The organism is Jannaschia seohaensis (assembly GCF_900116765.1).
Lineage (GTDB): Bacteria > Pseudomonadota > Alphaproteobacteria > Rhodobacterales > Rhodobacteraceae > Jannaschia > Jannaschia seohaensis.
On record NZ_UETC01000002.1, the window covers coordinates 183,332 to 208,614 of the forward strand.

Below are 25,283 nucleotides of genomic sequence, written 5' to 3' on the forward strand. Positions count from 1 at the left end.
CCGTCCCGAGAGACGGCGAACGCAAAGCCCCGAGCGAGGCCCGGGGCTTTGCGGTTGCCGCCTGCTATGGGAATCGCACGAGGGGGTCAAGGGCGCATCGCACCCTCCCGACCAGCCGTGCGAAGAAGCACGTCGAGGCGCGGCGCGACCAGCGTGGCCAGAGCGGCGTCGCGCCCGTCATGCCGCATCCGCGCGGTGGCCACGGCGACCAGTTTTGGCCCCTCCGCATGGGCGCGCAGCACGGCGCCGCCGCTCTGGCCGCCGACCACCTTGCAGCCGAGCACGACCTGCTCGGTCGGCAAGGCCAGCACCGGACAGCCGCGCCGAACCGGTGCCAAACCGTCCTCCCCGAGCCAGGTCTCCAGAATGAGCGTCTCCCCCACCTCCGGCGGCCCCGGATCGACCGGAACGATGGGCGCTCCGGGCACGGGCGCGACGGTCGCGAGCGCGATGTCGTAGCGCCGCCCGGAGGCAGCGCCCCCTGCGAGGCCGAACACCGGATGCCGGTGGATCTCGCTGACGGGCCACGTGCCCCGCAGCGTGGCGAGGCCCGGGCGGTAGCCATACTCGTGTTCGGGACTCAGGCAGTGGGCGGCGGTCAGGATCAAGTCGGGCGCAATTTGCGTGGCGCTGCACGTCCAGGCATGGGCGCTCGTCTCGATCCGGCCTGAAACGGGTTGGGCACTCGCCTGAGTGGCCAGCATAAGAACGAAGATGACTAGGCGCATGCCCGCAGCGTAACGCCAGTTTGCGACGTTGTCCCGGGGCGTGAACCGCGTGTCAGGCGGCTTGGCGTCTGCGCCGACGGATGGCCACAAGCCCTCCCAGCGCGGGAAGCATCAGCGCAATCGCTGGAGGCAGGGGGATCTCGCCCGAGACGCGGTCAACGCCCCAGAGCGACATGTGGCTCAGACCCTGGGCCGAAGGAAAGCCGAGTTGCAGAACGTCGAAAAGGACCTCCGTTCCGCCCGTGACGATAGGGTCGTAGACGGCGACCACGAAGGAATTCCCCGCCTTGTAGACGACCACATCCGCGTCGCCCTGCGCGATCCAGCTGCCCGAGGTCTGCTCGTTGCAGTCGATCTCGACGCCATCGCAATCCTGGCGCACCAGCCAGCCAGCGGGCGCGGACCCCTCGTTCGAGATCGGGCTCGCGTCGGCTTGACGGGCGATCAGCGTGAGGGATGAACTGTCGAAGGTGCTCCCGTCGGACAGCGTGATCCCATCGAGAAACGTCTGCAAATCCGTGTTGGTCGCTTCGTCGTTGCCGCTGAAGACATCGGAGATGAAGGCAGGCAGTGGGGACAATGTCGCGGCGTTCGCCGCCCCGACAAAAAGACAACCCACCGACATGAGGGCCGCAGCAGCATTCGACAGAACAGACTTAGGCATAATTAACACGCTCGACTGACCAGCCCCAGATATGTCGGAACTTATTCAATATGACAAGAGATTCGGCCAAGACCGGGGGCTGCGAATGATCTTCGCCGGGCGATTTTGTGGCTAATTGGCCGAACGGACGCGGTCGGCGGCGGCGTCCCCATCATCAGGGGCGCGACCAAAGAAAAAGGCCCCGGCATCGCTGCCGGAGCCCTCTCGGGACGGACGGGACGGGGCTCAGAGGCCGGTCGTCACGTCGATCGTGTTGCCCTCTTCGAGCGTCACATAGGCCTTCTTGACGTCCTTCCGGCGGCCCAGCTGACCGCGGAAGCGCTTGACCTTGCCCTTGGTGACGGTCGTGTTGACGGCCTTCACCTTGACGCCGAAGAGCTCCTCCACCGCGGCCTTGATCTGCGGCTTGGCGGCATCGATGGCGACTTCGAAGACCACCGCGCCCGTCTCGGACGCCATCGTGGCCTTCTCGGTGATGATCGGCTTACGGATCACATCGTAGCTGTTCATTTCAGTCGCGCCTCCAGAGCTTCGACACCCGCCTTCGTGAGCACGAGCGTGTCACGCTTGAGGATGTCGTAGACGTTCGCGCCCTGGCTGGGCAGAACGTCCAGAGTGTCGATGTTGCGCGCGGCCTGGGCGAAGTCCTCGTTGACCGAGGCCCCGTCGATGACCAGCGCCCGCTTCCAGCCGAGATCGGCGATCTGCTTGGCCAGAACGCCGGTCTTGGCGTTCTCGATCGTCAGATCCTCCAGCACGACCAGCTTGCCGGCCTGGGCCTTGGAGGCCAGCGCATGGGCGAGGCCCATCTTGCGGACCTTCTTGGGCAGGTCATGGGCGTGGCTGCGGGGCGTCGGGCCTTTGTAGACACCGCCCTTGCGGAAGATCGGCGCCTTGCGGGAGCCGTGGCGCGCGCCGCCGGAGCCCTTCTGGCGGACGATCTTCTTGGTCGAATAGCTGACCTCGGAGCGCGTCTTGACCTTGTGGGTGCCCTGCTGCGCTTTGTTGCGCTGCCAGCGCACGACGCGGAACAGGATGTCCCGGCGCGGCTCGACGGCATAGATGTCGTCGGAGAGCTCGATGTCCCCCGCCGACGAGCCGTCCATCTTGATGACGTCGAGTTTCATTCGTCACCTTCCTTCTTCTCGGCATCCGAGTTGTCGGTCGCCGCAGTCTGTTCGGCGATCTCCGCCTCGGCTTCCTTGAGCGCGGCCTCCTGCGCGGCGGCCTCCTCGGCCAGACGCGCCTCCTCGGCGGCCTTGGCTTCGGCCTCAGCGGCAGCGGCGGCTTCCTCGGCGGCCTTCTGGGCCTCGCGCTTGGCGGACATCAGGGCGGCGGGCAGGATCGCGTTCTCGGGGAACGGCTTCTTGACCGCGTCCTTGATCGTCACCCAGTTGCCCTTCGACCCAGGGACGGCGCCCTTGATCATGATCAGGCCACGGTCGGTGTCGGTCTTGACGACCTGCAGGTTCTGCGTGGTCACACGGGCGGCGCCCATGTGCCCGGCCATCTTCTTGCCCTTGAACACCTTGCCAGGGTCCTGACACTGACCGGTGGAGCCGTGCGAGCGGTGGCTGATCGACACGCCGTGCGAGGCGCGCAGGCCGCCGAAATTGTGCCGCTTCATGGCACCGGCAAAGCCCTTACCGATCGAGGTGCCGCTGACGTCGACGTACTGACCCTCGAAATAGTGGTCGGCGATGATCTCCTCGCCCACATCCACCAGGTTCTCGGGATCGACCCGGAACTCGACGATCTTGCGCTTGGGCTCGACGCCCGCATTGGCGAAGACCTTGCGCATGGCCTGGCTGGTGCGCTTCGCCTTGGCGGTACCGGTGCCCAGCTGCAGCGCGGTGTAGCCGTGCTTGTCTTCGGTGCGCTGGCCCACGACCTGGAGGCCGTCGAGCTGCAGCACGGTGACGGGGATCTGCTTGCCGTCTTCCTGGAAGATACGGGTCATCCCGATCTTCTTCGCGATCACTCCGGAACGCATCATATCCGTGCCCTCCTCAGACCGAGATCTGGACGTCGACGCCGGCGGCGAGGTCGAGCTTCATCAGCGCGTCCACGGTCTGGGGCGTCGGGTCGACGATGTCGAGCATGCGCTTGTGGGTGCGGATCTCCCACTGGTCGCGGCTCTTCTTGTCGATATGGGGGCCACGGAGCACGGTGAAGCGCTCGATCTTGTTGGGCAGCGGAATCGGGCCGCGGACCTGCGCACCCGTGCGCTTGGCGGTGTTGACGATTTCCTGGGTGCTGGCGTCCAGCACGCGGTAATCGAACGCCTTGAGCCGGATGCGGATGTTCTGGCTTTTCATGTCGTTCTTTCCGACAGGGCGACAGCCCCCTCGGGGGTCGGCCGCGTTCAAGTCGAGAGGAGGAGGACGGACCACCCGGCCCCCTCATCGGACCAGAACGGAAGCGGGGCCGCAAAGCGACCCCGTCCGTGGAAGCGGGCGATAGACCGACTCGCCCCGGGGCGCAAGCCCCCTGCCCCACCTTTCGAGCGGCGACACGAGAACGCCCGCGCCGGATTGCGCAGCGCCCATCAGAAACTGGCAACGCAGGCGAGAAATCCCAAGCCTCGGGCCAGTCGATGCCGGGCGCCGGCCTGTCTAGTCGGAGAGGCCAGTTCCATGGAGACCGACAAGACCCTCCTCGCGACCGCGACGTTCACCCCATGCGCGTCAGCTACGGGGACAGAGCGGCGACCTGCTCGGACCGCTTCAGCGCGACGGGCGCGGTCCAAACCTGCACGATCGTGATCGCCGGCGCTGACATGATCGCCCCGTGTGACGCCCACGCCCCCTTCAGCCGGCGGTCTCGGCGCGCGCGTAGCCGGCGACGCCTTCGTCGCGGCGATAACGGAGCGCTGGATCGTTGCCGCGGACGCCGGTCTCACCGGCGGGGAGGCAACTGCGTCGCGCGCATCGGCGGTGCCTTCGCGCCTTTGCGGTGCCCCGTCCCGCCCCCGCCTTCCGAGCCCGCGGCGCCGAAGACCATGGCTCAGCTCATGGCGGCCCGCCGCAGCGATGACTCTGCGGACGGGGACCCATCCGATGCGGCACCGATCCGGAACGTCTCGATGAGCCCCAGCATATGCGAGGCGGCGTTCTTCAGCGACAGGTTCGCCGTCGTCATCTCTTCGAACATGGCCGTATTCTGCTGTGTCGTCTGATCGATCTGGAGCAAGGCGCGGTTGATCTCCTGGACGGCGACGGACTGCTCGTCTGCGGAGACCGCGATCTGTTCCATCTGGCCGCCGATCCGGTCGATGCTCGAGCCCAGCTTTTCCAAGGCCTTGCCCGTCCATCCGACACTCTCGACCCCTTTCTCGACCTGTTCTGCGGAGGTCGCCATCAGCGCGCCGATCTCCTCTGCCGCAATGGAGGCGCGCTGAGCCAGCGCCCGAACCTCCGAGGCAACGACAGCGAAGCCGCGTCCGGCCTCGCCCGCCCGCGCGGCTTCGACCCCAGCGTTCAGCGCAAGCAAGTTGGTCTGGAACGCGATATCGTTGATTACGTTCAAAGATCTTGAGATGTCGCTCGACACGCTGCGGATGCTCTCCATGGAGTGGATCGCCTCTCGGACGATGCGGTCGCTCTCGACGGCCTCGTCGCGAGCCGCGCGCGCCGTTTGCCGAGCTTCGCCAGTCGATGCGGCCGCGGTGGCGATCAGGTCCACGATCTGGTCGAGCGCGGTCGTCGTTTCCGCAAGGGAGACGGCCGCCCGCTCCGTCCGCTTCGACAGGTCTTCCGCGGACGCCGAGAGGTCGCTGCTATCGCCGAGGATTTCGGTCGCGTTCTCGTTGAACTCCTCCAGGGCGCAATTCAGTCGCGCAGCCGTGGCATTTGCCGCGGATTGCAGCGCCTCATAGCGCCCCGCGCAAGCCCGCTGCATGCGTGCCGTCAGATCCCCTTGCTCGAGCCGGGCCAACATCTCGACGACGTCGTCGATGACCGCCCCCATCTGCTCGACCATCTCGTTGACCATCCTGCGCAACGCGATCTGGTTCGCCGGAACACCCTCCACCGGCATGCGGTGATCCAGAGCTCCGGCGGTCACCGCCGCGACAATGTCGCTCAGGCCCGCTTGCAGCAGCTCCGCCTCCGCGCGCACGCGCCGCGCCTCGGCCTCGTCTTGCTCCGCCCGGCGCTCGGCCTCCAGCCGATCTGCGGTCGCTCGTGCTTCCCGCTCCTCGATCAGGGCGCGGCGCTCGGCCTCGTCCCGGGCTTGGGTCGCGGCCAGATCCCGTCGGATGAGGATGTTCTCTCGAAACGCCTCCAGGCAGGTACGTGCCGCAGCGATCTCTGTGGTGGCCGCGTCCGGGAGAACGATGTCGAGCCGGTCCTGCGAGAGATCCCGCATGGCGTCTATGACTTGCGCCAGGGGCCGCGCGATCATTTTCTGCAACGTAATCGAGATGATCGCCGAGATCACGACGAGACAGAGCGCGAAGTATCCGACCATCTGCCAGATCGCGGCGCTGGCCTCGCGAGATGTCGGCTCCTTGCTCCAAACCGTCAGCAATTCTCCCACGTGGACGGTCTCAGCCCCCGTCTCCAGAAGGATCGGAACCGAAACACTGAGCAGTTCCTCCCGGCTGGTCGCCATCGGCGTCGCGTCTGTGCGAGGGGGCGGCAGTTGCGCGGACAGAGCCGTCCCGGGATCGGCGAGGAAAGCGACCTCATAGCCATCGCTATGGGTGACGCGTGCGGCCTCGAGATCGAGGGCGGAGGAACCGATGAACTCCGCCAGTTGAGGCGCGATCACGTCCCGGCTCTTGAGCCGCGCGCCCGCGGCGATGCGGCTGGTGAACAAGATGGATTTCGTCACGGCAGCTTCGCTGAAGGCCCGGTCCATCCGGGCATTCGTCACCATCGATTGCCAGACCAGCAGGATCGCCATGCAGGCCGACGTGGCGATGACCGCGACGATGGTCGCGCGAACCACGAAGGAATGGAGCTGTCTCGCCATCGAGCCATCCATGGTGGGGCCGCCCGCGCGGCCGGATCAAAAGACCAACGCCCCCTGCGAAGGTGCGCGACACGATCCAGCGATCCTCTCCGTCTCGGTCCTCGCTGCGGTCTCTGCGATGCCTACCCGGCCCGCCTTAACATCTCCTTACCTCCGCAGCGCAGCGCGCGACCGGTCTGGGCCTTGGCAAAGGAAAAGGGCCGCCTTAGGAGGCGGCCCTTCCAGTAGGTCGGGGTCGTCTGTCGCGCCCTGGCAGTCCGGGCGCGTCAGATCATCGATTACTCGATGATCTTCGACACAAGCCCCGGGCGCGTCAGATCATCGATTACTCGATGATCTTCGACACGACTCCGGCGCCGACGGTGCGGCCGCCTTCGCGGATGGCGAAGCGCAGGCCTTCCTCCATCGCGATCGGCGCGATCAGCTCGACGCCAAAGCCGACATTGTCGCCCGGCATCACCATCTCGGTCCCTTCCTTCAACTGAACCGTGCCCGTCACGTCCGTCGTCCGGAAGTAGAATTGCGGGCGGTAGTTCGCGAAGAACGGCGTGTGGCGGCCGCCCTCTGCCTTGGTCAGGATGTAGGCCTCGGCCTCGAACTTCGTGTGCGGCGTCACCGATTTCGGCTTGCACAGAACCTGGCCGCGCTCCACGCCGTCCCGGTCGATGCCGCGCAGCAGCGCACCGATATTGTCGCCCGCCTCACCGCGATCCAGCAGCTTGCGGAACATCTCGACGCCCGTGCAGGTCGTCTTCTGGGTGTCGCGCAGGCCGACGATCTCGATCTCGTCGCCCACATTGATCACGCCGCGCTCGACCCGGCCCGTCACAACGGTGCCGCGGCCCGAGATCGAGAACACGTCCTCGACAGGCATCAGGAAGGGCTGGTCCACCGCGCGCTCCGGCGTCGGGATCCACTCGTCCACGGCCGCCATCAGCTTGCGGATCGACTCCTCGCCGATCTCCGGGTCGCGGCCTTCCATCGCGGCCAGAGCCGAACCGGCGATGATCGGAATGTCGTCGCCCGGGTAGTCGTAGGAGGACAGAAGCTCGCGCACTTCCATCTCGACCAGCTCCAGCAGCTCCTCGTCATCGACTTGGTCGACCTTGTTGAGGAACACGACCATCGTCGGGATGCCGACCTGGCGGCCCAGCAGGATGTGCTCGCGGGTCTGCGGCATCGGGCCGTCGGCCGCGTTCACAACCAGGATCGCGCCGTCCATCTGCGCCGCGCCCGTGATCATGTTCTTCACGTAGTCGGCGTGGCCGGGGCAGTCGACGTGGGCATAGTGCCGGTTCTCGGTCTCGTATTCCACGTGGGCGGTCGAGATCGTGATCCCGCGCGCCTTCTCCTCGGGCGCACCGTCGATCTGGTCATAGGCCTTGAAGTCGCCGAAATACTTCGTGATCGCCGCCGTCAGCGTCGTCTTGCCGTGGTCCACGTGACCGATCGTGCCGATGTTCACATGCGGCTTCGTGCGTTCGAACTTTGCCTTCGCCATGATGGCTCCCCGACTTGCAGGGGCACCCATCCCGGGCGCCCAGATTCCATATCGCGGGCCGTCTAGCGGGGCATCGCCCCAAGCGCAAGCGGCGCGTGCGCCTTGCGCGTCAAAGCTCGGGCGGGATCTCGGGCGCGGCGTTGCCCAGGCCCGGCGGCAGCCCGAACATCTCCCCGTTGCGGAGCATCCAGGACTGGATCTTGAAAGCCGCGTTCCGCGCGAGCGTCACCATCTGCGCCTCCGCGTCCTTCATCAGGCCGGAGCCGAGGAAAAGCGTGTTGGCCCCCTCGAACGTGCTGATCTGCTCGGGCCCCGCGATTTTCCGCTGGGGGTCCGCTTCCCAGACATTGGCGGTGACGACCAGCAGCGATTTCGGCGTCAGAACCAGCGGAATGCCCGGCGGCGCCAGCGCGTAGCCGTCGATGGCCAGGGCGATCACATAGCCCTTGCCGCCACGATAGCCGCCGAAGCGGCGTTCCAGCTCCGAGGTCATCACCTGCTCCCACGCCTCGGGCGAGGCGTCGCGCGACGGCGGAACCTTCTTGATGTTGTTGGTGACGACCACGGTGAAGGCCAGCTCGAAATCGCCCATCGGACGCTGCTCGGACTCGAGCGGATCGGGGATGGCGCAGGCGGTGAGCGCCCCCGACGCCCCGGCAAGCGACAGAGCCGAGAAGGCGCGGCGGGATAGTCGGGTCATCGAGCACTCCTGGCAGTCGGCGCGGGGATAGCGAAGGCGCCCGGCGGTGGCAACTCAGCTGCAGATGTCGCGCAAGTCCGCCCATTGCTTGGGGGTCAGCGCCGGCCGGCCGATGGGCGGATCGCCCGCGGCGTCGGCGGTCCGAATGCGGTCGGCCAGGGCGGGATGGGTGCTGAAATGCTCCATCAGCCCTTCGACATCACCATAGCGGTCGCGCAGCCGCTGGAACATCTCGCCCAGGGCCGAGGGCGGCAGGCCGACGGACCGAAGCTGATCCGCAGCGAAGGCGTCTGCCGCCAGTTCCGCGTCGCGGGAATAGCCGGAGGCGATCGCCCCGCCCAGCATCCCGCTGAGCAATCCGCCGCCGGTCACGTCACCGACCAGGACGGAGATAACGGCCAGCCCCGAGGCCGATTGCAGCGTATGGCGGACAGGATCGTCGTTAACGACATGGGCGATCTCATGGGCGAGGATAGCGGCGATCTCCTCGGGCCGCTCGGCCGCCTGGATCATGGAGTTGAAGAAGGCGATCCGCCCGCCCGCCACGGCATAGGCGTTCAGGATCGGCCGGGCGCTGTCGTCGAGCACGGCAACTTGCAGATCGTACGGAAGGTCCACGCCCTGCGCCACGCGCTCGGTCAGCGCGTCGAGCGCGGCGGCACCTGCGGGGCTGCCGCATTCGCGCAAGGGCTCCAGCCCCTGGGCGAAGAAGACGCGGGTCTGTTCGTAGTGGATCTCGCCCATGGCGATCTCGGCCTCGACATCCATGAACCGGGCCAGAAGGCCGGCGAGGCCGGGCAGGACGAGGAACAGCAGCACCGCCAGCGCCGCCACACCCCCCGCCGACACCATCAGCGCCCGGCGCCAGAGCGGCGGCCCCGGCAGCTTGGCCCGGGTCGCGGGGTCTAGCCGCTCGATCAGGTCGCGCGCCTCTTCGTCTTCGACCACGAGGCGGGCCTCGCCCCCGGTCACAAGACCATAGGCCAACGCCCCGCCCGGCGCCTGGTCCGGCAGCAGACGGATGCGGCGGACGGGCCAGCGGACGGCCTCGCCCGCGGGCGGCTCGATCAGCAGGACGCGGCCGCGATCCCCGGTCTGGGCCCGCAGGCGCGCGCGCTGGCGCAGGGCGCGGATCCCGTCGAAGTAATCGGCGAAGACCGGCGCGCCGGGATCCGGGGCCATCGAGGGCTCGGGGGCGGGCGCATGTCCCCAGGGGCCGCTCATATCCCCGACCCCATGTCGAAGAGGTTCGCGAAGCCGTCGGCGTCATGCATGTGCGAACTCTCCCCTTTGCGGACGGCGTTCACCTCGGCGGCGCCGCGCACTTCCAGGCCCTGGCCGACATGGCGGATCAACGGATAGGTCACGAAGACGAGCCGCAGCGCGCTGCGGCCCAGAAAGAAGGTCAGATAGAAGAGCAGGCCGCCGAGGACGAACCAGATCGGGTCCAGTTCCTCGATATTCTCGATCTGCGGCAGGGCGCTGACGGCAAGGAAACCGAAGGCGAAAAGCGCCGCGATCAGCGCGACGACCAGCACCAGGCCCACCGCCAGCCAGCCGCCCGTATGGATGCCGATGACCCGGCCTGTCGCGGGGCGCACCGTCAGCCCCGCCGCTCCGGCGAAGGCGAGCGAGGAGGCCAGGAGGCGGAAGGAGACGGTCTTCCAGTGGACCCAACCGAACACGGCGAGCGGACCGAACAGCAGATAGAGCCAGGCGTAGTCCTCCCGCTCCATGCCGCCAACGATATAGGTCGTGGCCGCCAGCCCCCAGATCCCCGCCAGGGCCGGCAGGAAGGGCGGGACTAGGCGCCGCGCCGGAATGGTCAGACGAAAATGGTCGTCCCCGTAATAGGTGTTGCGCGCGCGGAAGCGCCAAAGCTGCTGCTGTCGCACCGGCCAGAGCAGCCCCAGGGAGAGGATGGAGAGAAGCGTCCAGAGCGTCGCCAACCCGCTATAACGCCAGGCCCCGGGCGTCATCGAAAAGGAGATCCCGCGCCAGCGCGTGTGGTTGAGCAGGTAGCGCAGGCCCCGATATTGCGCGAACCAGTAGACCGGCAGCAGCAGGCCGAAGGCCGCCGCCGTCCCAGGCCCCGGCCCTCCGAAGAGGTTGAGGGAGGCGAAGATCAGGACCATCACGATCAGGCCCAGATAGACCGCCACGATCACCGCCGCGATGACGAAGCCCATCAGCTTTTCCAGCGGCTGGCCGACATATTCGAAGGGCGAGCCGCCCACCCGGAGCGACGACCAAAGCCAGCGCCGCGTCCGCGTCCGCGCCCAGAAGGAATAGATCCCCAGCGTTGCCACCGTCAGCGCCGTCGTCTTAAAGACGAGGGCGAAAAGCGCCCCCTTGGAGCCCACCACCTCCGCGCTCATCCGGTCGAGCGCGGTGCCGCTACTCATGGATCAGCGTGGCGAAGCTGTTGTCCCTTGGGAACCCCCGCGGCGCCATGCGGCCCGCGCTCGCCCGGGCGCCAAGCCATTCGGACAGGTCCTGTTGATGCCGCGTGCGCCCGCCCGCGTCGGGCCATTTCATACCATCGGCCAGGGTCACGACGGTCACGTCCGACAGTCCGCCATCCTTGAACCGCTGGAGCCGCACGCCCTTGCCCCGTGGCATCTCCGGCAGGTCGGCCAGCGGGAAGACCAGCATCTTGCGGTTCTCGCCGATCGTGGCGACGTGGTCGCCGCGCGCAGGCACCGGCTTCATCGCGGTCACGTCCCCCCGGACGTTGAGCACCTGCTTGCCAGCCCGCCGCATGGCGATCATCTCGTCCTCGGGGCAGACGAAACCGTCGCCCGCCGAGGACGCCAGGAGCAGCTTGCGGCCCGGGACGTGGATGAACATGTCCACGATCCGCGCCTCTTGGGGCATGTCGACCATCAGCCGCAGCGGCTCGCCCATACCGCGCCCGCCGGGCAGCGCGCTGGCTTGGAGCGTATAGGCCCGCCCGTCCGAGCCCCAGACGATCAGCTTGTCGGTGGTCTCAGCGTGGAACACGAAGGCGGGCCCGTCGCCGTCCTTGTATTTCAGCTCCTTGTCGAGCGGCTGATGGCCCGAGAGCGCGCGCAGCCAGCCCATCTGAGAGCAGACGACGGTGATCGGCTCGCGCTCGATCATGGCCTCCAGCGGCACGTCGGCCACTTCGACCGCCTCGGCGAAATCGGTGCGCCGCCGCCCCGCCTCGGTCGCCTTGCCCATCAGCTTGCGCACCTCGCGCAGTTCGGCCGAGATCGCCTTCCACTGGAGATCCTCGTCGTCGAGCAGGTCTTGCAGCCCCGCCCGCTCCTCCATCAGAGCATCCCGCTCCTTCAGAAGCGCCATCTCTTCGAGCCGCCGCAAGGCGCGCAGCCGCATGTTGAGGATCGCCTCGGCCTGAACCTCCGACAGCTGCGGCTCGCCCTTGGCGGGCAGGGGCGAGACATAGTCCGACTCGTCGGTGGCGCGGCGATAGTCCGCCGACCACTGTTCGTGGATCAGCGCCTCTTTCGGGGCGTCGTCATAGCGGATGATGTCGATCACGCGGTCGAGGTTGAGATAGGCGAGGATGAAGCCTTCGAGCACCTCCAACCGATGGTCGATCTTGCCGATCCGGTGCCGCGAGCGCCGCAGCAGCACGTCCTGCCGATGGTCGAGGAAGGCCTGAAGCACCTCGCGGAGCGAACAGACCTTGGGCGTCACCCCGTCGATCAGCACGTTCATGTTGAGCGGGAAGCGCGTCTCAAGATCCGACAGACGGTAGAGCGTCGACATCAGCACGGCCTCGTCGACATTGCGTGTCTTGGGCTCCAGGATGATGCGGATGTCGTCGGCGCTCTCGTCGCGCACATCGGCCAGGATGGGCACTTTCTTGGCGGTGACCAGCTCCGCCAGCTTTTCGATCAGTTTGCCCTTCTGGACCTGATACGGGATCTCGGTGACGACGATCTGCCACTGACCCTTGCCCAGATCCTCCCGGTGATGCCGCGCCCGAAGACGGAAAGCGCCGCGGCCCGTGCGGTAGGCCTCCAGGATGTTCTCCCGCGGCTCGACGATGATGCCGCCGGTGGGAAAGTCCGGACCCGGCACATGCTCCACCAAGGTCTCGTCCCGGGCATTGGGCGCCTTGATGAGATGCAGGCAGGCCGCGATCAGCTCATCCAGGTTGTGGGGCGGGATGTTGGTGGCCATGCCCACCGCGATCCCCGCCGCGCCATTGGCCAGCAGATTCGGGAAGGCGGCGGGCAGGACGACCGGCTCCCGCAGGGTGCCGTCGTAGTTGTCGCGCCAGTCGACCGCGTCCTGGTCCAGCCCCTCCAGCAGCGCCTCGGCGGCCGCCGTCATCCGTGCTTCGGTGTAGCGAGCGGCGGCAGGGTTATCGCCGTCGATGTTTCCGAAGTTCCCCTGCCCGTCCACCAATGGGTAGCGGACCGCGAAATCCTGCGCGAGCCGCGCCATCGCATCGTAGATCGCGGCATCGCCATGGGGGTGATAGTTCCCCATCACGTCGCCCGAGATCTTGGCCGACTTGCGGAAGCCCCCGGTCGAGCTGAGCCGCAGTTCCCGCATGGCGTAGAGGATGCGGCGATGCACCGGCTTCAGCCCGTCCCGCGCGTCCGGCAGAGCACGATGCATGATCGTGCTGAGGGCATAGGTCAGATACCGGTCGCCGATCGCCCGCGAGAGCGGTTCGGACACGGTCATCTCGTCTGGGGCGTGATCTGGGTCATTATCCGGCGCGGTCATGGCATGGGATGTAGCGGTGCCTCGGAAACATCACAAGAACACGGGTTCGAATTGCAGGCCATCTGTGGTATCGTCTTTTTCGCTGGCCGCGCTCCCAAGGAACTCATTAGGCTGGCGATTGTTATTTTAGCGAATCGTGATTGTCGCACGGGGGGATCTTGCAATGCTCAAACTGACCGTCACCCTTGCCCTCGCCCTTTATGCGGGCTTCGTGATCTGGGGCCAGCCCACCGACGCGACCACCGAGCGGGAGGCATTGGCGCCCGTCATCGCTTCGGTCGTCCCGACCGAGCGGTCGGAATTTACCGAACCCACGATTCTCGGTGCCGAGCCAGAAGCACAGGTGACGCGCACAATTGTCGAGGCGCCGGACCCGGCCGCCATCGCCGCCTCCACGCCCGTCCCCAGCGTCTCCGAGCCGCGCCTGATCGGCGAGCCAGTCGTCGTCAGCCTCGTCTCGCCCGCGTCCCGCCCCAGCGAGGAGGCGGCGCCAGAGGCGCCGACCAACCTGCTGCGCGTGACGGGCAGCCGGGTGAACATGCGCTCCGGTCCGTCGACATCGAACGGAGTGGTCGACAGCCTGCCGCAGGGTACCCTGGCGGAGCCGTTGGGCGAGCCGATCGATGGCTGGCAGGAGATCCGCGACGTGGAGACCGGCCGCACCGGCTTCATGGCCGACCGCTTCCTCGAACCCAGCTGACCGCCATCATCGGACAAAGGAAGGGGGCGTCCCGGCGGGGCGCCCTTGCGCATTTCGGACGGTTCGGACCTAGCTGCGTCCCGGGCAGCGAATCGGAGGCGAGGTTGGCGCAGCGCAGCATTCTCATCACCGGATGTTCCAGCGGGATCGGGTTGGACGCCGCCCGCACATTGGCGGAGCGGGGATGGAAAGTCTTCGCGTCCTGCCGGAAAGCCCAGGATTGCGCCCGCCTCGAGGCCAACGGGTTCAGCAGCCCGCGCATCGACTATGAGGACGCTACGACCTTCGACCCGGCGCTGGAGCGGGTCGCGGAAGAGACCGGCGGCACGCTCCACGCGCTTTTCAACAACGGCGCCTATGCCATTCCCGGCCTGGTCGAGGACCTGCCGACCGACGCGCTCCGCGCCAATTTCGAGGCCAACTTCTTCGGCTGGCACGACCTGACCCGCCGCGTCATCCCGATCATGCGCACGCAGGGTCACGGCCGGATCGTCCAGAATTCGAGCGTTTTGGGCTTTGCCGCCATGCCCTGGCGCGGCAGCTACAACGCCACCAAGTTCGCGCTGGAGGGGCTGACCGACACGCTGCGTCTGGAAATGGCCGGCAGCGGTATCTACGTCTCTCTGATCGAGCCGGGGCCGATCACCTCCGCCTTCCGCATCAACGCCAAGAAGCAGTTCGATAAATGGATCGATTGGAAGAACGCCGCCCGCGCCTCGGACTACAAGGGCGAGATCGCGCGCCATTCCTCCACGGCTAAGGGCCGGTTCGAGCTTCCGCCCTCGGCGGTGACCGAAAAGCTGATCCACGCGATCGAGTCCGACCGCCCCCGCGCGCGCTACTACGTCACGGTCCCCACCCACATCGCCGGCACGATGAAACGCCTGGTGCCGACCGCGACTTTGGACCGAATTCTCTCGAAAGGCTGACACGGCCCACTAGGTAGCGGGGCCAAGCAACAGGAGCCAACATGGCAGATGATCCTCTTTTCTACGTCGTCGCCGCCGCCTGTCTGGCGGTGGTGGTGATCCTGCTCGTCGGCGTCGGCGGCTTCGCCAAGGGCGGCGAGTTCAACCGCAAGCACGGAAACCGGATGATGCGCTGGCGCATCTACGCGCAGTTCATCGCGGTCGCGCTGCTGCTCGGGTTCGTCTGGCTCCGCGGCGCCTGACGGTCGCTCCGCGGGAGCGCGAATGACAAGCGCTCCGAAGGGGCGCGAGTGATAGTCGCTCCGAGGGAGCGCGAATAATGATCGGTCGAGAGGAGTGCGGCGAATGGTCGTTCTGTCGAAGATTTACACCCGCACCGGTGATGCGGGAACCACTGCGCTGGGCAACGGAGAGCGCGTGCCGAAGACCTCCGCCCGGGTCGAGGCCTACGGCACCGTCGACGAGGCGAACGCGACGATCGGCCTGGCGCGCCAGCATGCCGAGGGCGAGATGGACGCGCGGCTGGCCGCGATCCAGAACGACATGTTCGATCTGGGCGCGGATCTCTGCCGCCCGGACATGGCCAAGGATGCGGAGGCCGAATACCCCCCGCTGCGCATGGCCCCGGCCCAGGTCGAGCGGCTGGAGGCGGAGATCGACGCGATGAACGACGCGCTGGAGCCGCTGCGCAGCTTCGTGCTGCCGGGCGGCTCGGCGCTCTCGGCGCAGCTGCATCTCTGCCGCACGGTGACCCGCCGTGCGGAGCGGCGCTGCGTCGAACTGGCCCTCTCGGAGGACGTGAACGAAGCGGCGGTGAAATACCTAAACCGTTTGTCCGACTGGTTCTTCGTCGCCTCCCGCATCGCGAATGATGACGGGAAAGCGGATGTTCTCTGGATCCCTGGCGCGAACCGCGGTTGAGGCCGAACTTGTAGGGCGGGGTTAACCCCGCCCTACCCCACTGCCCTTCCGCCTCGCGACGTCAAACGTCAGGCCATTGCGTCAGATGGCCCTGGCCCTTCGTTTTCCGGCTGTCGGGTCCCTGCGCCCTGCGCTAAACGCACACCGAAGACGCGAAGGAGGAAGCCATGAAGGTGCTGGTGCCCGTGAAGCGGGTGATCGACTACAACGTCAAGGTTCGGGTCAAGGCCGACGGGTCGGGCGTGGATCTGGCCAACGTCAAGATGTCCATGAATCCCTTCGACGAAATCGCCGTCGAGGAGGCGATCCGCCTCAAGGAAAAGGGCGCGGCCGAAGAGATCGTCGCCGTTTCCATCGGCGTGAAGCAGGCGCAGGAGACGCTGCGGACCGCGCTCGCCATGGGGGCCGACCGCGCCATCCTCGTCGTCGCGACCGATGACGTCCATCAGGACATCGAACCGCTCGCCGTCGCCAAGATCCTCAAGGGCGTCATCGACGAAGAGCAGCCAGGCCTCGTGCTGGCCGGCAAGCAGGCGATCGATAACGACATGAACGCCACCGGGCAGATGCTCTCGGCACTGCTGGGCTGGTCGCAGGCGACCTTCGCCTCGGAGGTAAACGTCGAGGGCGATCACGCCGTCGTCACCCGCGAGGTCGATGGCGGGCTCCAGACCATCAAGGTCAAGATGCCGACCATCGTGACGGTCGACCTGCGTCTGAACGAGCCGCGCTATGCTTCCCTGCCGAACATCATGAAGGCCAAGAAGAAGCCGCTGGATGAGAAGACGCCCGCCGATTACGGCGTCGACGTCGCCCCGCGGCTGGAGATCGTGAAGACGTCCGAGCCTGAGGCCCGCAAGGCCGGGGAAATGGTGCCGGATGTCGACACGCTCGTAGCGAAACTCAAGGAAGTGGGAGCTGTGTGATGGCCGTTCTTCTGATCGGAGAAGTGACCAACGGGGAACTCAACGTCGACGCGACCTCCAAGGCACTGACGGCGGCGACCCAGCTGGGCGAAGTGACACTGCTCTGCGCCGGGGCCTCGGCCGCGGCCGCCGGAGAAACGGCGGCGACGTTGGCGGGCGTGGCCAAGGTGCTGGTCGCAGAGGATCCGTCCCTGGGCCACCGCCTGGCGGAGCCGACCGCGGCGCTGGTCGTCGGGCTCGCCGGCGACTACAAGCACATCCTGGCACCGTCGACGACCGACGCGAAGAACGTGATGCCCCGGATCGCCGCCCTGCTCGACGTTATGATCCTCTCGGACGTGACCGCCGTGGTGGATGCCGACACGTTCGAGCGCCCGATCTACGCCGGCAACGCAATCCAGACTGTCAAATCGTCCGACGCGACCAAGGTCATGACGATCCGGACCTCGACCTTCGACGCCGCGGGCGACGGCAATTCGGCCCCGATCGAGACGATCGCGGCAGCCGAAAATCCCGGCCTGAGCGAGTGGGTCGAGGACAAGGTTGCCGAGAGCGATCGCCCCGAGCTGACCTCGGCCGGAGTTGTCGTGTCCGGTGGACGAGGCGTGGGCTCCGAGGAAGACTTCAAGATCATCGAAGGTCTGGCCGACAAGCTGGGCGCGGCGGTGGGCGCGTCCCGCGCCGCGGTCGACTCGGGCTACGCGCCGAACGACTGGCAGGTCGGACAGACCGGCAAGGTCGTGGCGCCGGATCTCTATATCGCCGTCGGCATCTCGGGTGCGATCCAGCACCTTGCCGGGATGAAGGACTCCAAGGTGATCGTCGCGATCAACAAGGACGAAGAAGCGCCGATCTTCCAGGTCGCCGATTACGGCTTGGTGGGCGACCTCTTCACCGTGGTGCCGGAACTGACCGAAAAGCTGGGCTAAGCGCCCGGCTCTTCGGCCCTGTCGGACCTCATCGCCGCGGCCTTCCCTGGCCGCGGCGTTTTGCGCTCAGGCCGCCGCCTGATCCCGCCAGCCCAGCGCCTTGGCGAGAGCGATACCGACCCGATCATGCGCCAATTGCGGAAAGGCGCCCAAGGCCGCCAACTCCTCCCCCTCGGAAAATACGAGCCCCTTTGGTCGGCGGTCAAGCCGATCCTCGGTCACGTCGCAATGGACGAGCTTGTCGATCAACGGCCTGAGCTTCTGTATCATGTCCACGGTCACGAAGAGCGGCTCGGGTCCCAGCGCGTCGTTGCCCGGGTCCTCGATCCACAGCAGGATCTTTTCGCCGGGGATACGAGAGAGCAGAAGGCGCATGCGCGCGACCCAGGCCTCTCCCAACTCACGGGTGACCATCGCGAACTTGTCCGGACTGGCATGTTGCAGCGTCACCAGCATGTGCCGGGTGAAGGCGAAGTCGCTGAAATCCACGTCCTGAAACAGCGTCTCCATCAGGACGGACCGGTGCAGGAAGCGATCGTTGCGACGTGGATGCACGGTATAGAACCGGTTCGACAGGTTGGCCGCGCCCATCGCCTGGACGATCACCGTCTCCGCGCCCGCGATCACCGGATGCAGCGTTTCGTCCCGGGCGAACACGTCCAGCCCGCCATTGTGAACGCCCAGATTGACGACCCGGCGATGCGTCAGCTCGGCCACGCGGTCGCAGAACGGATCCTCGACGAACTTGCCGTAGGTCTCGCTGCCGCCCAAGACGACCGTATAGGGCCGCGTGAGCTCGACCCGCGGACCGCGGAACGGAATCCGGCACGCCCCGTAGCGGCAGGGGTAATAGTCGAGCGGAGCATCGGGCTGCAGTTGGGCCATCGTCCTCGGGGCGCGTGATTCGCTGGATACGTTCAGCTTTGCCCGAGACGGGTTGACGATAGGTTGAGCCCTGCATTCGACACAAATCGACGGCGCTTGCGGCCCCTCGCCGCGCTGATATGGTCGCGCCAGCAATCCGGAGGGACCGCCATGGAGATCGGCAGCATCGGCATCGTAGGCGCCGGGCAGATGGGCAACGGCATCGCCCATGTCTGCGCATTGGCGGGCTATGACGTGGTCCTCACCGATGTGAGCGAGGACGCGCTGGCCGCCGCGCTGAACCTGGTGACCAAAAATCTGGACCGTCAGGTCTCCCGCGAGAAGATCGACGCCGCCGAGCGCGACGCGGCGCTCGCGCGGATCCGCACCACGCCGACCCTGATCGACTGCGCGAAATGCGATCTCATCATCGAAGCCGCGACCGAGCGGGAGACCGTCAAGCAGGCCATCTTCGAAGACCTAGTGCCGCATCTCGCGCCGCAGACGATCCTGACCTCGAACACCTCGTCGATCTCGATCACGCGGCTGGGCTCGCGGACCGACCGGCCGCAGAAATTCATGGGCTTCCACTTCATGAACCCGGTGCCGGTGATGCAACTGGTCGAGCTGATCCGAGGCATCGCCACCGATCAGGAGACCTTCGACGCCTGCAAATCCGTGGTGGACCGGCTGGGCAAGCAGGCTGCGACCGCCGAGGACTTCCCCGCCTTCATCGTCAACCGCATCCTGATGCCGATGATCAACGAAGCGGTCTATGTCCTCTATGAGGGGGTGGGCACGATCAAGTCGATCGACACCTCGATGCGGCTGGGGGCGAACCACCCGATGGGGCCCCTGGCCCTGGCCGATTTCATCGGGCTGGATACCTGTCTCGCCATCATGAACGTGCTGCATGACGGGCTGGCGGACACGAAATACCGGCCCTGTCCCCTGCTGGTGAAATATGTCGAGGCCGGATGGCTGGGCCGCAAGACGCAGCGGGGATTTTACGATTACCGGGGGGACGGCGATCCCGTGCCGACGCGCTGAGCGCGCCACCGGAGACCTGCGAGGTCAGCCTTCCAGCGTGCGGGCGCGCAGCCAGGCCATGAACTCCTTGGGATTTTGGGCCATCGGCCCCCATTCCGCCGGCCGGATCGGCGCCCGGATGACGGGGGCTTGCGGCTTGTTCAGGGCATACACCACCTCATGCAGCAGAAGGCCCTGCCGCAGCGTCGCCGATACCTGGTTGGCGATCTGGTAGGCGCGGGAGTTGCTGCCGGCGAAGTGGACCGGCAAAACCGTCGCACCGCTGAGCCGGATGATCTTGGCTGTGAACGGGTTCCACTCCTTTTCGACGGCAGGGCCCAAGGCCGTCTCGGAGGAAGCGACCGAGCCTGACGGAAACAGGACGATGACGCCGCCATCCGAGAGATGAGCCATCGTCTCGCGCCGCATCTCCAGGTTCCGCTCCCGCGCGTCGGCCTCGTGCGGGAACGGGACGGGGATCATGAACTGCCCGATCTCGGGCACCCCGGTTAGAAGCGACCGGGTAAGGATCTTGTAATCCGTCCGCACGCGCCCGATCAGATCAGCGAGGACCATGCCGTCGACCAGGCCGTGGGGATGGTTGGCCACCACCACGAGAGGTCCGGTCGCCGGGATGCGCGTGATCTGCTCGGCGGGCGTGTCGATGCGGATGCCCATCACTCGCAGGGCATGGGCGAAGAATTCCTGCCCCTCCTCGACGCCCTCACGTTCGAACTTGCGGATGAGATAGAGCAGGCGCGCCTTGCCGGTCAGCCACTCCATCACGCGGATTACAGCGGCGCGGCGCGGGTCGGTGAAGGTGCCCGCATAGCTCAGCTTGGTGCGGTCATACGGGACGTATCCGTCGGGCACTCCCGGCTCTTCGGCCTCCGACGGCTTGGACGGTTCTCGCAGGTAACTGATGTCGCTCACATTCCCTCTCCGAACCTGTCGGCCACCAGCGCGGCCAACGCGTCCATCAGCGCCTCCGCCTCCGGGCCTTCCGTCTCGACCTCGATCTGCGTACCGCATGCGGCGGCCAGCATCAGCAGGCCCATGATCGAGTCGCCCCCGGCCTGCATCCCGTCGCGGGAGACGGTCGCCGTGGCGTCGAACCGCTCCACGCATTCGACGAACTTGGCCGAGGCCCGGGCGTGCAGGCCCTTTTCGTTAACGATATCCAATACCCGCCGTGGCATGTCCCCTCCCGGCCCGCCCCAGCCCGCCGATCAGGCGGCCGGCCCCTGTGCGACGTCCATGTAGCGCATTCCCGCGGCCTTGGCCAAGGCGACCGCCTCGGACACCGGCTTGGCGCGGCTTCGCGCCAGCTTGATCAGCGCCGGAAGGTTGGCGCCGTAGAAGATCACGCGATCCTCGGGCTGGCAGGCCGCCATCGAGAGATTGGAGGGCGAACCGCCGAAAATGTCGGTGACGATCACCACGCCCTGCCCTTCATCCACGGCATCGGCGGCAGCACGTATCTCGGCTTGTTTGGAGGCCCGGTCGCAGGCCGCGGAGACGGTGATCGCGCGCACACCGTGCTGCGGACCGATGACGTGTTCCACCGCCTTCAGATACTCATCCGCAAGCCCGCCATGGGCAACGATCACAATCCCGATCAACCGGCAGTCCCTCCGTCGGCCCGAGGGGCAGGCCGCGCGGCTTGGGGATCTTCCGCGTGCCCGGGCCCGCGACGATCCAGTTCCCTGTGGCGACTAGACACCCGCCACCCCGCCTCCGCAAGAGTGGCCGTCAGCATTTCGGTGACCGCGACCGAGCGATGCTTGCCCCCAGTGCAGCCCAGCCCGATCGTGAGATGCGCCCGCCCCTCGGCCCGGTAGGCCGGCAGGGTCGACAGGATCAGTCCGCTCATCCGCTCGTAGAAATCCGCGAAGCGCGGGTCGGAGGTGACATGCGCCGCCACGTCCGGGTGCAGCCCGGTATGGGCGCGCAGCTCCGGCACCCAATGCGGGTTCGCGAGAAAGCGCAGATCGAACACGATATCGAGTCCGCGCGGCAGGCCCCGCTTATAGCTGAAGGACTGGACCGAAACGGACAGATCGGAGTCGCGTCCGAAGAGACGCACCACCTCGGCCTTGAGCGTGTGGACGGTGAAGTGGGTCGTGTCGATTGAGACATCCGCCTCGGCGCGAATATCCGAGAGGAGGTCGAGTTCCCGGCGCACCCCGGTCTCAGCGTCCTCGGACGGGGCCAGCGGATGGCGGCGGCGCGTCTCGGAGAAGCGAGCGATGAGCTTGTCGGCATCGCAGTCCAGGTACAGCAACCGCGCGGCCACGCTGGGATCGGCCCGCAGCGCCGCCATGCGCGACAAGAGCCCATCCACACTGAAATCCCGGTTGCGGACATCGAAGCAGAGCGCGAGGGGCTGCGGGTCATCCTGCGACGAGGAAAGAAGCCGCTCCAGAAGCGACATCGGCAGATTGTCGATCACCTCCCAGCCGCTGTCTTCGAGGGCACGAAGCGCGGTCGTGCGCCCCGCGCCGGACGGGCCGGTCACGAGAAGCAAGTCTGGCGCGGTATCGGTGGAGGTCACACGGGCACTCTGGCGCAATGGGTCAACGAGGGAAGTAGTGCTGCGGCTAAGCGGAAGAAAGGGCGCCGCGATACTATCGCAGGATGGTGATGCCTTGAGGTCATGGCAGAGCCCGGAGCCAGAGCGTCAGCTTGGCGCCCAGATCCGGCGCCGCGGCGTGACGCAGGAGGGGAACGCGGTGCCCGGCCAGATCGAGCGTCTCGGGCTCCGGCAGGCGGGCCGTGGGGGCGGCAAGCAGGAGCGACGCCGAAAACGGCGCGGGGGCGACGGGGCAGGCGACCAGACCTAAGCCGCGCAGCTCGATCAGGGCCGACGCCCCCGGCGGCGGCGCCAACCGGCCATCCTCCAGGATCTCGACCCGGTCGTCGGAGACGAGCGTTGCGCCCAGCGCGATCATCTGCGCCGCGACGGAGGACTTGCCCGAGCCCGACGGTCCCAAAATCAAGAGGCCGCGCCCCGAGCAGGACACGGCCGTCGCATGGATGGCATGGCGGCCCGGAGCGACGCGATGCGCCTCGGGCAGGTCCATCCGATCAGACCGGCAGGCCCACGACAAAGCGGGCGCCCAGCGGCTCCGAGGTCACGTCGAGCTCTGTCGGGCGGATGTTTTCGGCCCAGATCACCCCGCCATGGGCTTCGACGATCTGCTTTGAGATGGCGAGGCCCAGGCCCGAGTGGTTGCCAAAATCCGACATCGGACGTTCGCTGTAGAAGCGGTTGAAGACCTTGGTCAGGGCCGCGTCGGGAATGCCGGGGCCGGTATCCTCGACCACGACCAGCACACGATTATCGCGGCGGCGCAGCCAGACGCGGACCGCGTCTCCCTCTTCGCAGAATGAGAGCGCATTGGTGATGAGGTTGACGAAGACCTGAGCGAGCCGCGCCTCCAGCCCCATGATGATGATCGGTTCCTTCGGCAGGTCGGTGATGAAGTCGATCCCCTGCATCTCAGCCTCTTGGGCGTGATAGACGGTCAGGTTGTTGAGCATCTTGACGAGGTCGAAGGGCTCCTCTTCCTCCTTGACGAGTTCGCTGTCGAGACGGGACGCATTGGAGATATCGGAGACGAGCCGGTCGAGACGGCGCACGTCGTGCTCGATCACTTCCAGCAGGCGGCTGCGCTGTTCGTCGGTCTTGGCCAGGGCCATGGTGCCCACGGCGGAGCGGAGCGAGGCCAGCGGGTTCTTGATCTCATGGGCGACGTCGGCCGCGAATTGCTCGTTCGATTCGATCCGGTCGTAGAGCGCCGAAATCATGCCGCGCAGCGCGCCGGACAGGCGCCCGATCTCGTCGGGCCGCGCCGTCAGGTCGGGGATGCGGACCCGCTGCGGCGACATCTTCCGGGCGTGCTTGTCACGGCCCAGCTCCGCCGCGGCGGCGAGGTCGGAGAGCGGATTGGCGATGGTCGCCGCCAGCAACAGGCTGAGGATGATCGACACCATCAGCGCGATCATAAACATCTGGAGCAGTTGCTCCCGCTCGGCACGGACCAAGGCGTCGATCTCGCCCGCGGGAGTCGTCACCGCGATGGTCCCGAGCATCCGCTCGCCCACCATGATCGGCGTCGTTACGGTGTAGAGCAGCCCCTCTTCGCCGCGATACCCGCTGATCTGGGTCTCGCCCGGGATGGCCGTGGCGACCAAGTCACGGGCGACGGCCAGAGGGCGCGGCGCCTGGTCCTCGGAGGGGGCGAAAACGGCGGTGACGCCTTCCCAAAGAGCATTGAGGGCGCTGGTGATGACGGTGGTCTGCTGCACCTGGTCGTCGAGACCGCGTACCGCCCCGACACCCGTGTTGCCAACGGCCTGCGCCACCAGGGCGCCTTGCGTATCGAAGACGTGAACCTCGATCCCGCGGGCGATATCGATGCGGCTCAGAAGGTCGGGCACGTCGACCCCGTCGCCTGCGCCGAAGCTGACGGGCACGCCGGCTGGCAGCGATGCTTCGAGGATATCTGACACGAGGCGGGCCTCGGTCACGAGGCCCTTCTCGCGCTGCATGACGAGGCTTTCCTGCGTCGGATTCAGAAAGAGCACCCCCGCGACCAGCAGCAGGATCGCCAGAAGATTGAAGAGGATGATCTTTCGCGCCAACGGAGATCGATCAAGCGACAGCAATCCCCGCCGCTCCCGGGCGGAGGCAAGCTCCGCCTCGGTGCCTTCGGGACGGTCCCAGTCCTCACCCAGGACGACGCCACCTCCGGAGCCGGCGCGACCGCGCGCGCCACCGCTTGGCGCCATGTCCATCTCCGTCGCCGATGCCATATGCTCGGCCTATTCCTCGTTGTAGCGGTAGCCAATACCGTACAGCGTCTCGATCGCCGAGAATTCGGGATCGGCAGAGCGCATTTTCTTGCGCAGGCGTTTGATGTGGCTGTCGATGGTCCGATCGTCCACGTAGACCTGATCGTCATAGGCCACGTCCATCAGCTGGTCGCGCGACTTCACGAAGCCGGGACGCTGGGCCAGCGCCTGGAGCAGCAGGAACTCGGTGACCGTCAGCGTGACGTCCCGGCCCTTCCACTTCACGGCATGGCGCAGCGGGTCCATGGTGAGGTCGCCGCGAACCATGACCTGGGTCTCTTCCGGCGCCTCGGTGTCGTCGGAGGCGATGGCCTCCTGCCGGCGCAGGATGGCGCGGATCCGCTCCACCAGAAGGCGCTGGCTGAAGGGCTTGCGGACGTAGTCGTCGGCCCCCATGCGCAGGCCCAGAACCTCGTCGATCTCGTCATCCTTGGAGGTCAGGAAGATCACCGGGACCGAAGATTTCTGGCGCAGACGCTGGAGCAGGTCCATCCCGTCCATGCGCGGCATCTTGATGTCGAAGACGCCGAGATCCGGCATCTGCCGGCTGAAGGCGTCGAGCGCCGATTGTCCGTCATTGTAAGTTTCGACCTCGAAGCCCTCTGCTTCAAGAGTCATGGAAACCGACGTCAGGATATTCCTGTCGTCGTCTACAAGCGCGATCCGCGACATGTGACTACCCTTTTCTGGTGCCTGCGTTGCTGCCGTCTGTGTTTTTTCGACAAGTCTCCGAAAAATCGCGACGGAATCAACTGATTTCGACTGCGGGGTGATTCGCTCCCCGGACTGTGGCTCCTCCGCCATTAAGGCAGGGTTAAGGCAGGGTCGGG

The 25,283-nt window shown here is 66.6% G+C and carries 27 protein-coding genes; 7 read left to right on the plus strand and 20 right to left on the minus strand.

Annotated elements, in window-relative coordinates; translation table 11 throughout:
* Positions 1–86: 86 nt before the first annotated feature.
* From DTQ71_RS05650 to DTQ71_RS05705, 12 genes are all read right to left on the minus strand, one after another.
* A complete protein-coding gene (locus DTQ71_RS05650) occupies positions 87–728 on the minus strand; it encodes a trypsin-like serine peptidase (RefSeq protein WP_109563310.1) in 642 nt (213 codons plus the stop codon).
* Between the two features lie 52 nt (positions 729–780).
* Positions 781–1,308 carry a hypothetical protein gene (locus DTQ71_RS05655; RefSeq protein WP_146204802.1) on the minus strand — a complete coding sequence of 176 codons (528 nt, stop codon included), beginning with the start codon at positions 1,306–1,308 and terminating at the stop codon, positions 781–783.
* A gap of 309 nt (positions 1,309–1,617) precedes the next feature.
* Positions 1,618–1,902, minus strand: coding sequence for a 50S ribosomal protein L23 (locus DTQ71_RS05660; protein ID WP_109563312.1), 285 nt, complete (start codon positions 1,900–1,902; stop codon positions 1,618–1,620).
* On the minus strand, positions 1,899–2,519 hold the full coding sequence (gene rplD / locus DTQ71_RS05665; RefSeq protein ID WP_109563313.1) for a 50S ribosomal protein L4: 621 nt from the start codon (positions 2,517–2,519) through the stop codon (positions 1,899–1,901). The genes DTQ71_RS05660 and rplD overlap by 4 nt, the downstream gene beginning before the upstream one ends.
* Entirely contained in the window at positions 2,516–3,388 is an 873-nt protein-coding gene (gene rplC, locus DTQ71_RS05670) for a 50S ribosomal protein L3 (protein ID WP_109563314.1), read from the minus strand. Before rplC ends, rplD begins: the two co-directional genes overlap by 4 nt.
* A 13-nt stretch (positions 3,389–3,401) precedes the next feature.
* Positions 3,402–3,710 carry a 30S ribosomal protein S10 gene (gene rpsJ, locus DTQ71_RS05675; protein WP_109563315.1) on the minus strand — a complete coding sequence of 103 codons (309 nt, stop codon included), beginning with the start codon at positions 3,708–3,710 and terminating at the stop codon, positions 3,402–3,404.
* Positions 3,711–4,398: 688 nt separating this feature from the next.
* The gene (locus DTQ71_RS05680) at positions 4,399–6,369 is read right to left on the minus strand and encodes a methyl-accepting chemotaxis protein (protein ID WP_170125308.1); all 1,971 of its coding nucleotides are present in this window, start codon (positions 6,367–6,369) and stop codon (positions 4,399–4,401) included.
* A 325-nt stretch (positions 6,370–6,694) separates the two neighbouring features.
* Positions 6,695–7,870 (minus strand): elongation factor Tu, encoded by a 1,176-nt coding sequence (tuf, locus tag DTQ71_RS05685; RefSeq protein ID WP_109563317.1) that lies wholly within the window; start codon positions 7,868–7,870, stop codon positions 6,695–6,697.
* Between the two features lie 109 nt (positions 7,871–7,979).
* Complete coding sequence (locus tag DTQ71_RS05690) at positions 7,980–8,570, minus strand: hypothetical protein (RefSeq protein ID WP_109563318.1); 591 nt, start codon at positions 8,568–8,570, stop codon at positions 7,980–7,982.
* Between the two features lie 54 nt (positions 8,571–8,624).
* Positions 8,625–9,752 (minus strand): M48 family metallopeptidase, encoded by a 1,128-nt coding sequence (locus tag DTQ71_RS05695; RefSeq protein ID WP_109563319.1) that lies wholly within the window; start codon positions 9,750–9,752, stop codon positions 8,625–8,627.
* 38 nt (positions 9,753–9,790) lie between these two features.
* Positions 9,791–10,975 carry a DUF898 family protein gene (locus DTQ71_RS05700; protein WP_109563320.1) on the minus strand — a complete coding sequence of 395 codons (1,185 nt, stop codon included), beginning with the start codon at positions 10,973–10,975 and terminating at the stop codon, positions 9,791–9,793.
* Positions 10,968–13,256: a DNA topoisomerase IV subunit A gene (locus DTQ71_RS05705; protein ID WP_407066393.1), complete on the minus strand. Its 2,289-nt coding sequence runs from the start codon at positions 13,254–13,256 to the stop codon at positions 10,968–10,970. The genes DTQ71_RS05700 and DTQ71_RS05705 overlap by 8 nt, the downstream gene beginning before the upstream one ends.
* A gap of 205 nt (positions 13,257–13,461) precedes the next feature.
* Here DTQ71_RS05705 and DTQ71_RS05710 point away from each other — a divergent pair, with 205 nt between their 5' ends.
* From DTQ71_RS05710 to DTQ71_RS05735, 6 genes are all read left to right on the plus strand, one after another.
* Positions 13,462–13,998, plus strand: coding sequence for an SH3 domain-containing protein (locus tag DTQ71_RS05710; protein ID WP_109563322.1), 537 nt, complete (start codon positions 13,462–13,464; stop codon positions 13,996–13,998).
* Positions 13,999–14,102: 104 nt separating this feature from the next.
* Positions 14,103–14,927: an SDR family NAD(P)-dependent oxidoreductase gene (locus tag DTQ71_RS05715; RefSeq protein ID WP_109563323.1), complete on the plus strand. Its 825-nt coding sequence runs from the start codon at positions 14,103–14,105 to the stop codon at positions 14,925–14,927.
* Between the two features lie 41 nt (positions 14,928–14,968).
* Positions 14,969–15,169, plus strand: coding sequence for a twin transmembrane helix small protein (locus DTQ71_RS05720; RefSeq protein ID WP_109563324.1), 201 nt, complete (start codon positions 14,969–14,971; stop codon positions 15,167–15,169).
* Between the two features lie 103 nt (positions 15,170–15,272).
* Positions 15,273–15,848, plus strand: coding sequence for a cob(I)yrinic acid a,c-diamide adenosyltransferase (locus DTQ71_RS05725; protein WP_109563325.1), 576 nt, complete (start codon positions 15,273–15,275; stop codon positions 15,846–15,848).
* 167 nt (positions 15,849–16,015) lie between these two features.
* Positions 16,016–16,774, plus strand: coding sequence for an electron transfer flavoprotein subunit beta/FixA family protein (locus tag DTQ71_RS05730; protein WP_109563326.1), 759 nt, complete (start codon positions 16,016–16,018; stop codon positions 16,772–16,774).
* Positions 16,774–17,703, plus strand: coding sequence for an electron transfer flavoprotein subunit alpha/FixB family protein (locus DTQ71_RS05735; RefSeq protein ID WP_109563327.1), 930 nt, complete (start codon positions 16,774–16,776; stop codon positions 17,701–17,703). Before DTQ71_RS05730 ends, DTQ71_RS05735 begins: the two co-directional genes overlap by 1 nt.
* Before the next feature lie 66 nt (positions 17,704–17,769).
* On the opposite strand, the gene DTQ71_RS05740 is transcribed toward DTQ71_RS05735, so the two are convergent.
* Complete coding sequence (locus tag DTQ71_RS05740; protein WP_109563328.1) at positions 17,770–18,588, minus strand: DUF6473 family protein; 819 nt, start codon at positions 18,586–18,588, stop codon at positions 17,770–17,772.
* A 150-nt stretch (positions 18,589–18,738) separates the two neighbouring features.
* On the opposite strand from DTQ71_RS05740, the gene DTQ71_RS05745 reads away from it, so the two are divergent.
* On the plus strand, positions 18,739–19,617 hold the full coding sequence (locus DTQ71_RS05745) for a 3-hydroxybutyryl-CoA dehydrogenase (RefSeq protein ID WP_109563329.1): 879 nt from the start codon (positions 18,739–18,741) through the stop codon (positions 19,615–19,617).
* Positions 19,618–19,641: 24 nt separating this feature from the next.
* Here the strand turns inward: DTQ71_RS05745 and DTQ71_RS05750 are convergent, their stop codons facing one another.
* The 7 genes from DTQ71_RS05750 to DTQ71_RS05780 form a co-directional block, all read right to left on the minus strand.
* Positions 19,642–20,511 (minus strand): lysophospholipid acyltransferase family protein, encoded by an 870-nt coding sequence (locus tag DTQ71_RS05750; RefSeq protein ID WP_407066396.1) that lies wholly within the window; start codon positions 20,509–20,511, stop codon positions 19,642–19,644.
* 14 nt (positions 20,512–20,525) lie between these two features.
* The gene (locus DTQ71_RS05755; protein ID WP_109563331.1) at positions 20,526–20,795 is read right to left on the minus strand and encodes an HPr family phosphocarrier protein; all 270 of its coding nucleotides are present in this window, start codon (positions 20,793–20,795) and stop codon (positions 20,526–20,528) included.
* Positions 20,796–20,825: 30 nt separating this feature from the next.
* A complete protein-coding gene (locus DTQ71_RS05760) occupies positions 20,826–21,218 on the minus strand; it encodes a PTS sugar transporter subunit IIA (protein WP_109563332.1) in 393 nt (130 codons plus the stop codon).
* Positions 21,215–22,150, minus strand: coding sequence for an RNase adapter RapZ (rapZ, locus tag DTQ71_RS05765; RefSeq protein ID WP_109563333.1), 936 nt, complete (start codon positions 22,148–22,150; stop codon positions 21,215–21,217). The genes DTQ71_RS05760 and rapZ overlap by 4 nt, the downstream gene beginning before the upstream one ends.
* Positions 22,151–22,250: 100 nt before the next feature.
* Entirely contained in the window at positions 22,251–22,679 is a 429-nt protein-coding gene (locus DTQ71_RS05770; RefSeq protein ID WP_109563334.1) for an HPr kinase/phosphorylase, read from the minus strand.
* Positions 22,680–22,683: 4 nt separating this feature from the next.
* On the minus strand, positions 22,684–24,390 hold the full coding sequence (locus DTQ71_RS05775; RefSeq protein ID WP_245947270.1) for a sensor N-terminal transmembrane domain-containing protein: 1,707 nt from the start codon (positions 24,388–24,390) through the stop codon (positions 22,684–22,686).
* A 33-nt stretch (positions 24,391–24,423) separates the two neighbouring features.
* Positions 24,424–25,125 carry a response regulator transcription factor gene (locus DTQ71_RS05780; protein WP_109563336.1) on the minus strand — a complete coding sequence of 234 codons (702 nt, stop codon included), beginning with the start codon at positions 25,123–25,125 and terminating at the stop codon, positions 24,424–24,426.
* Positions 25,126–25,283: the final 158 nt, after the last annotated feature.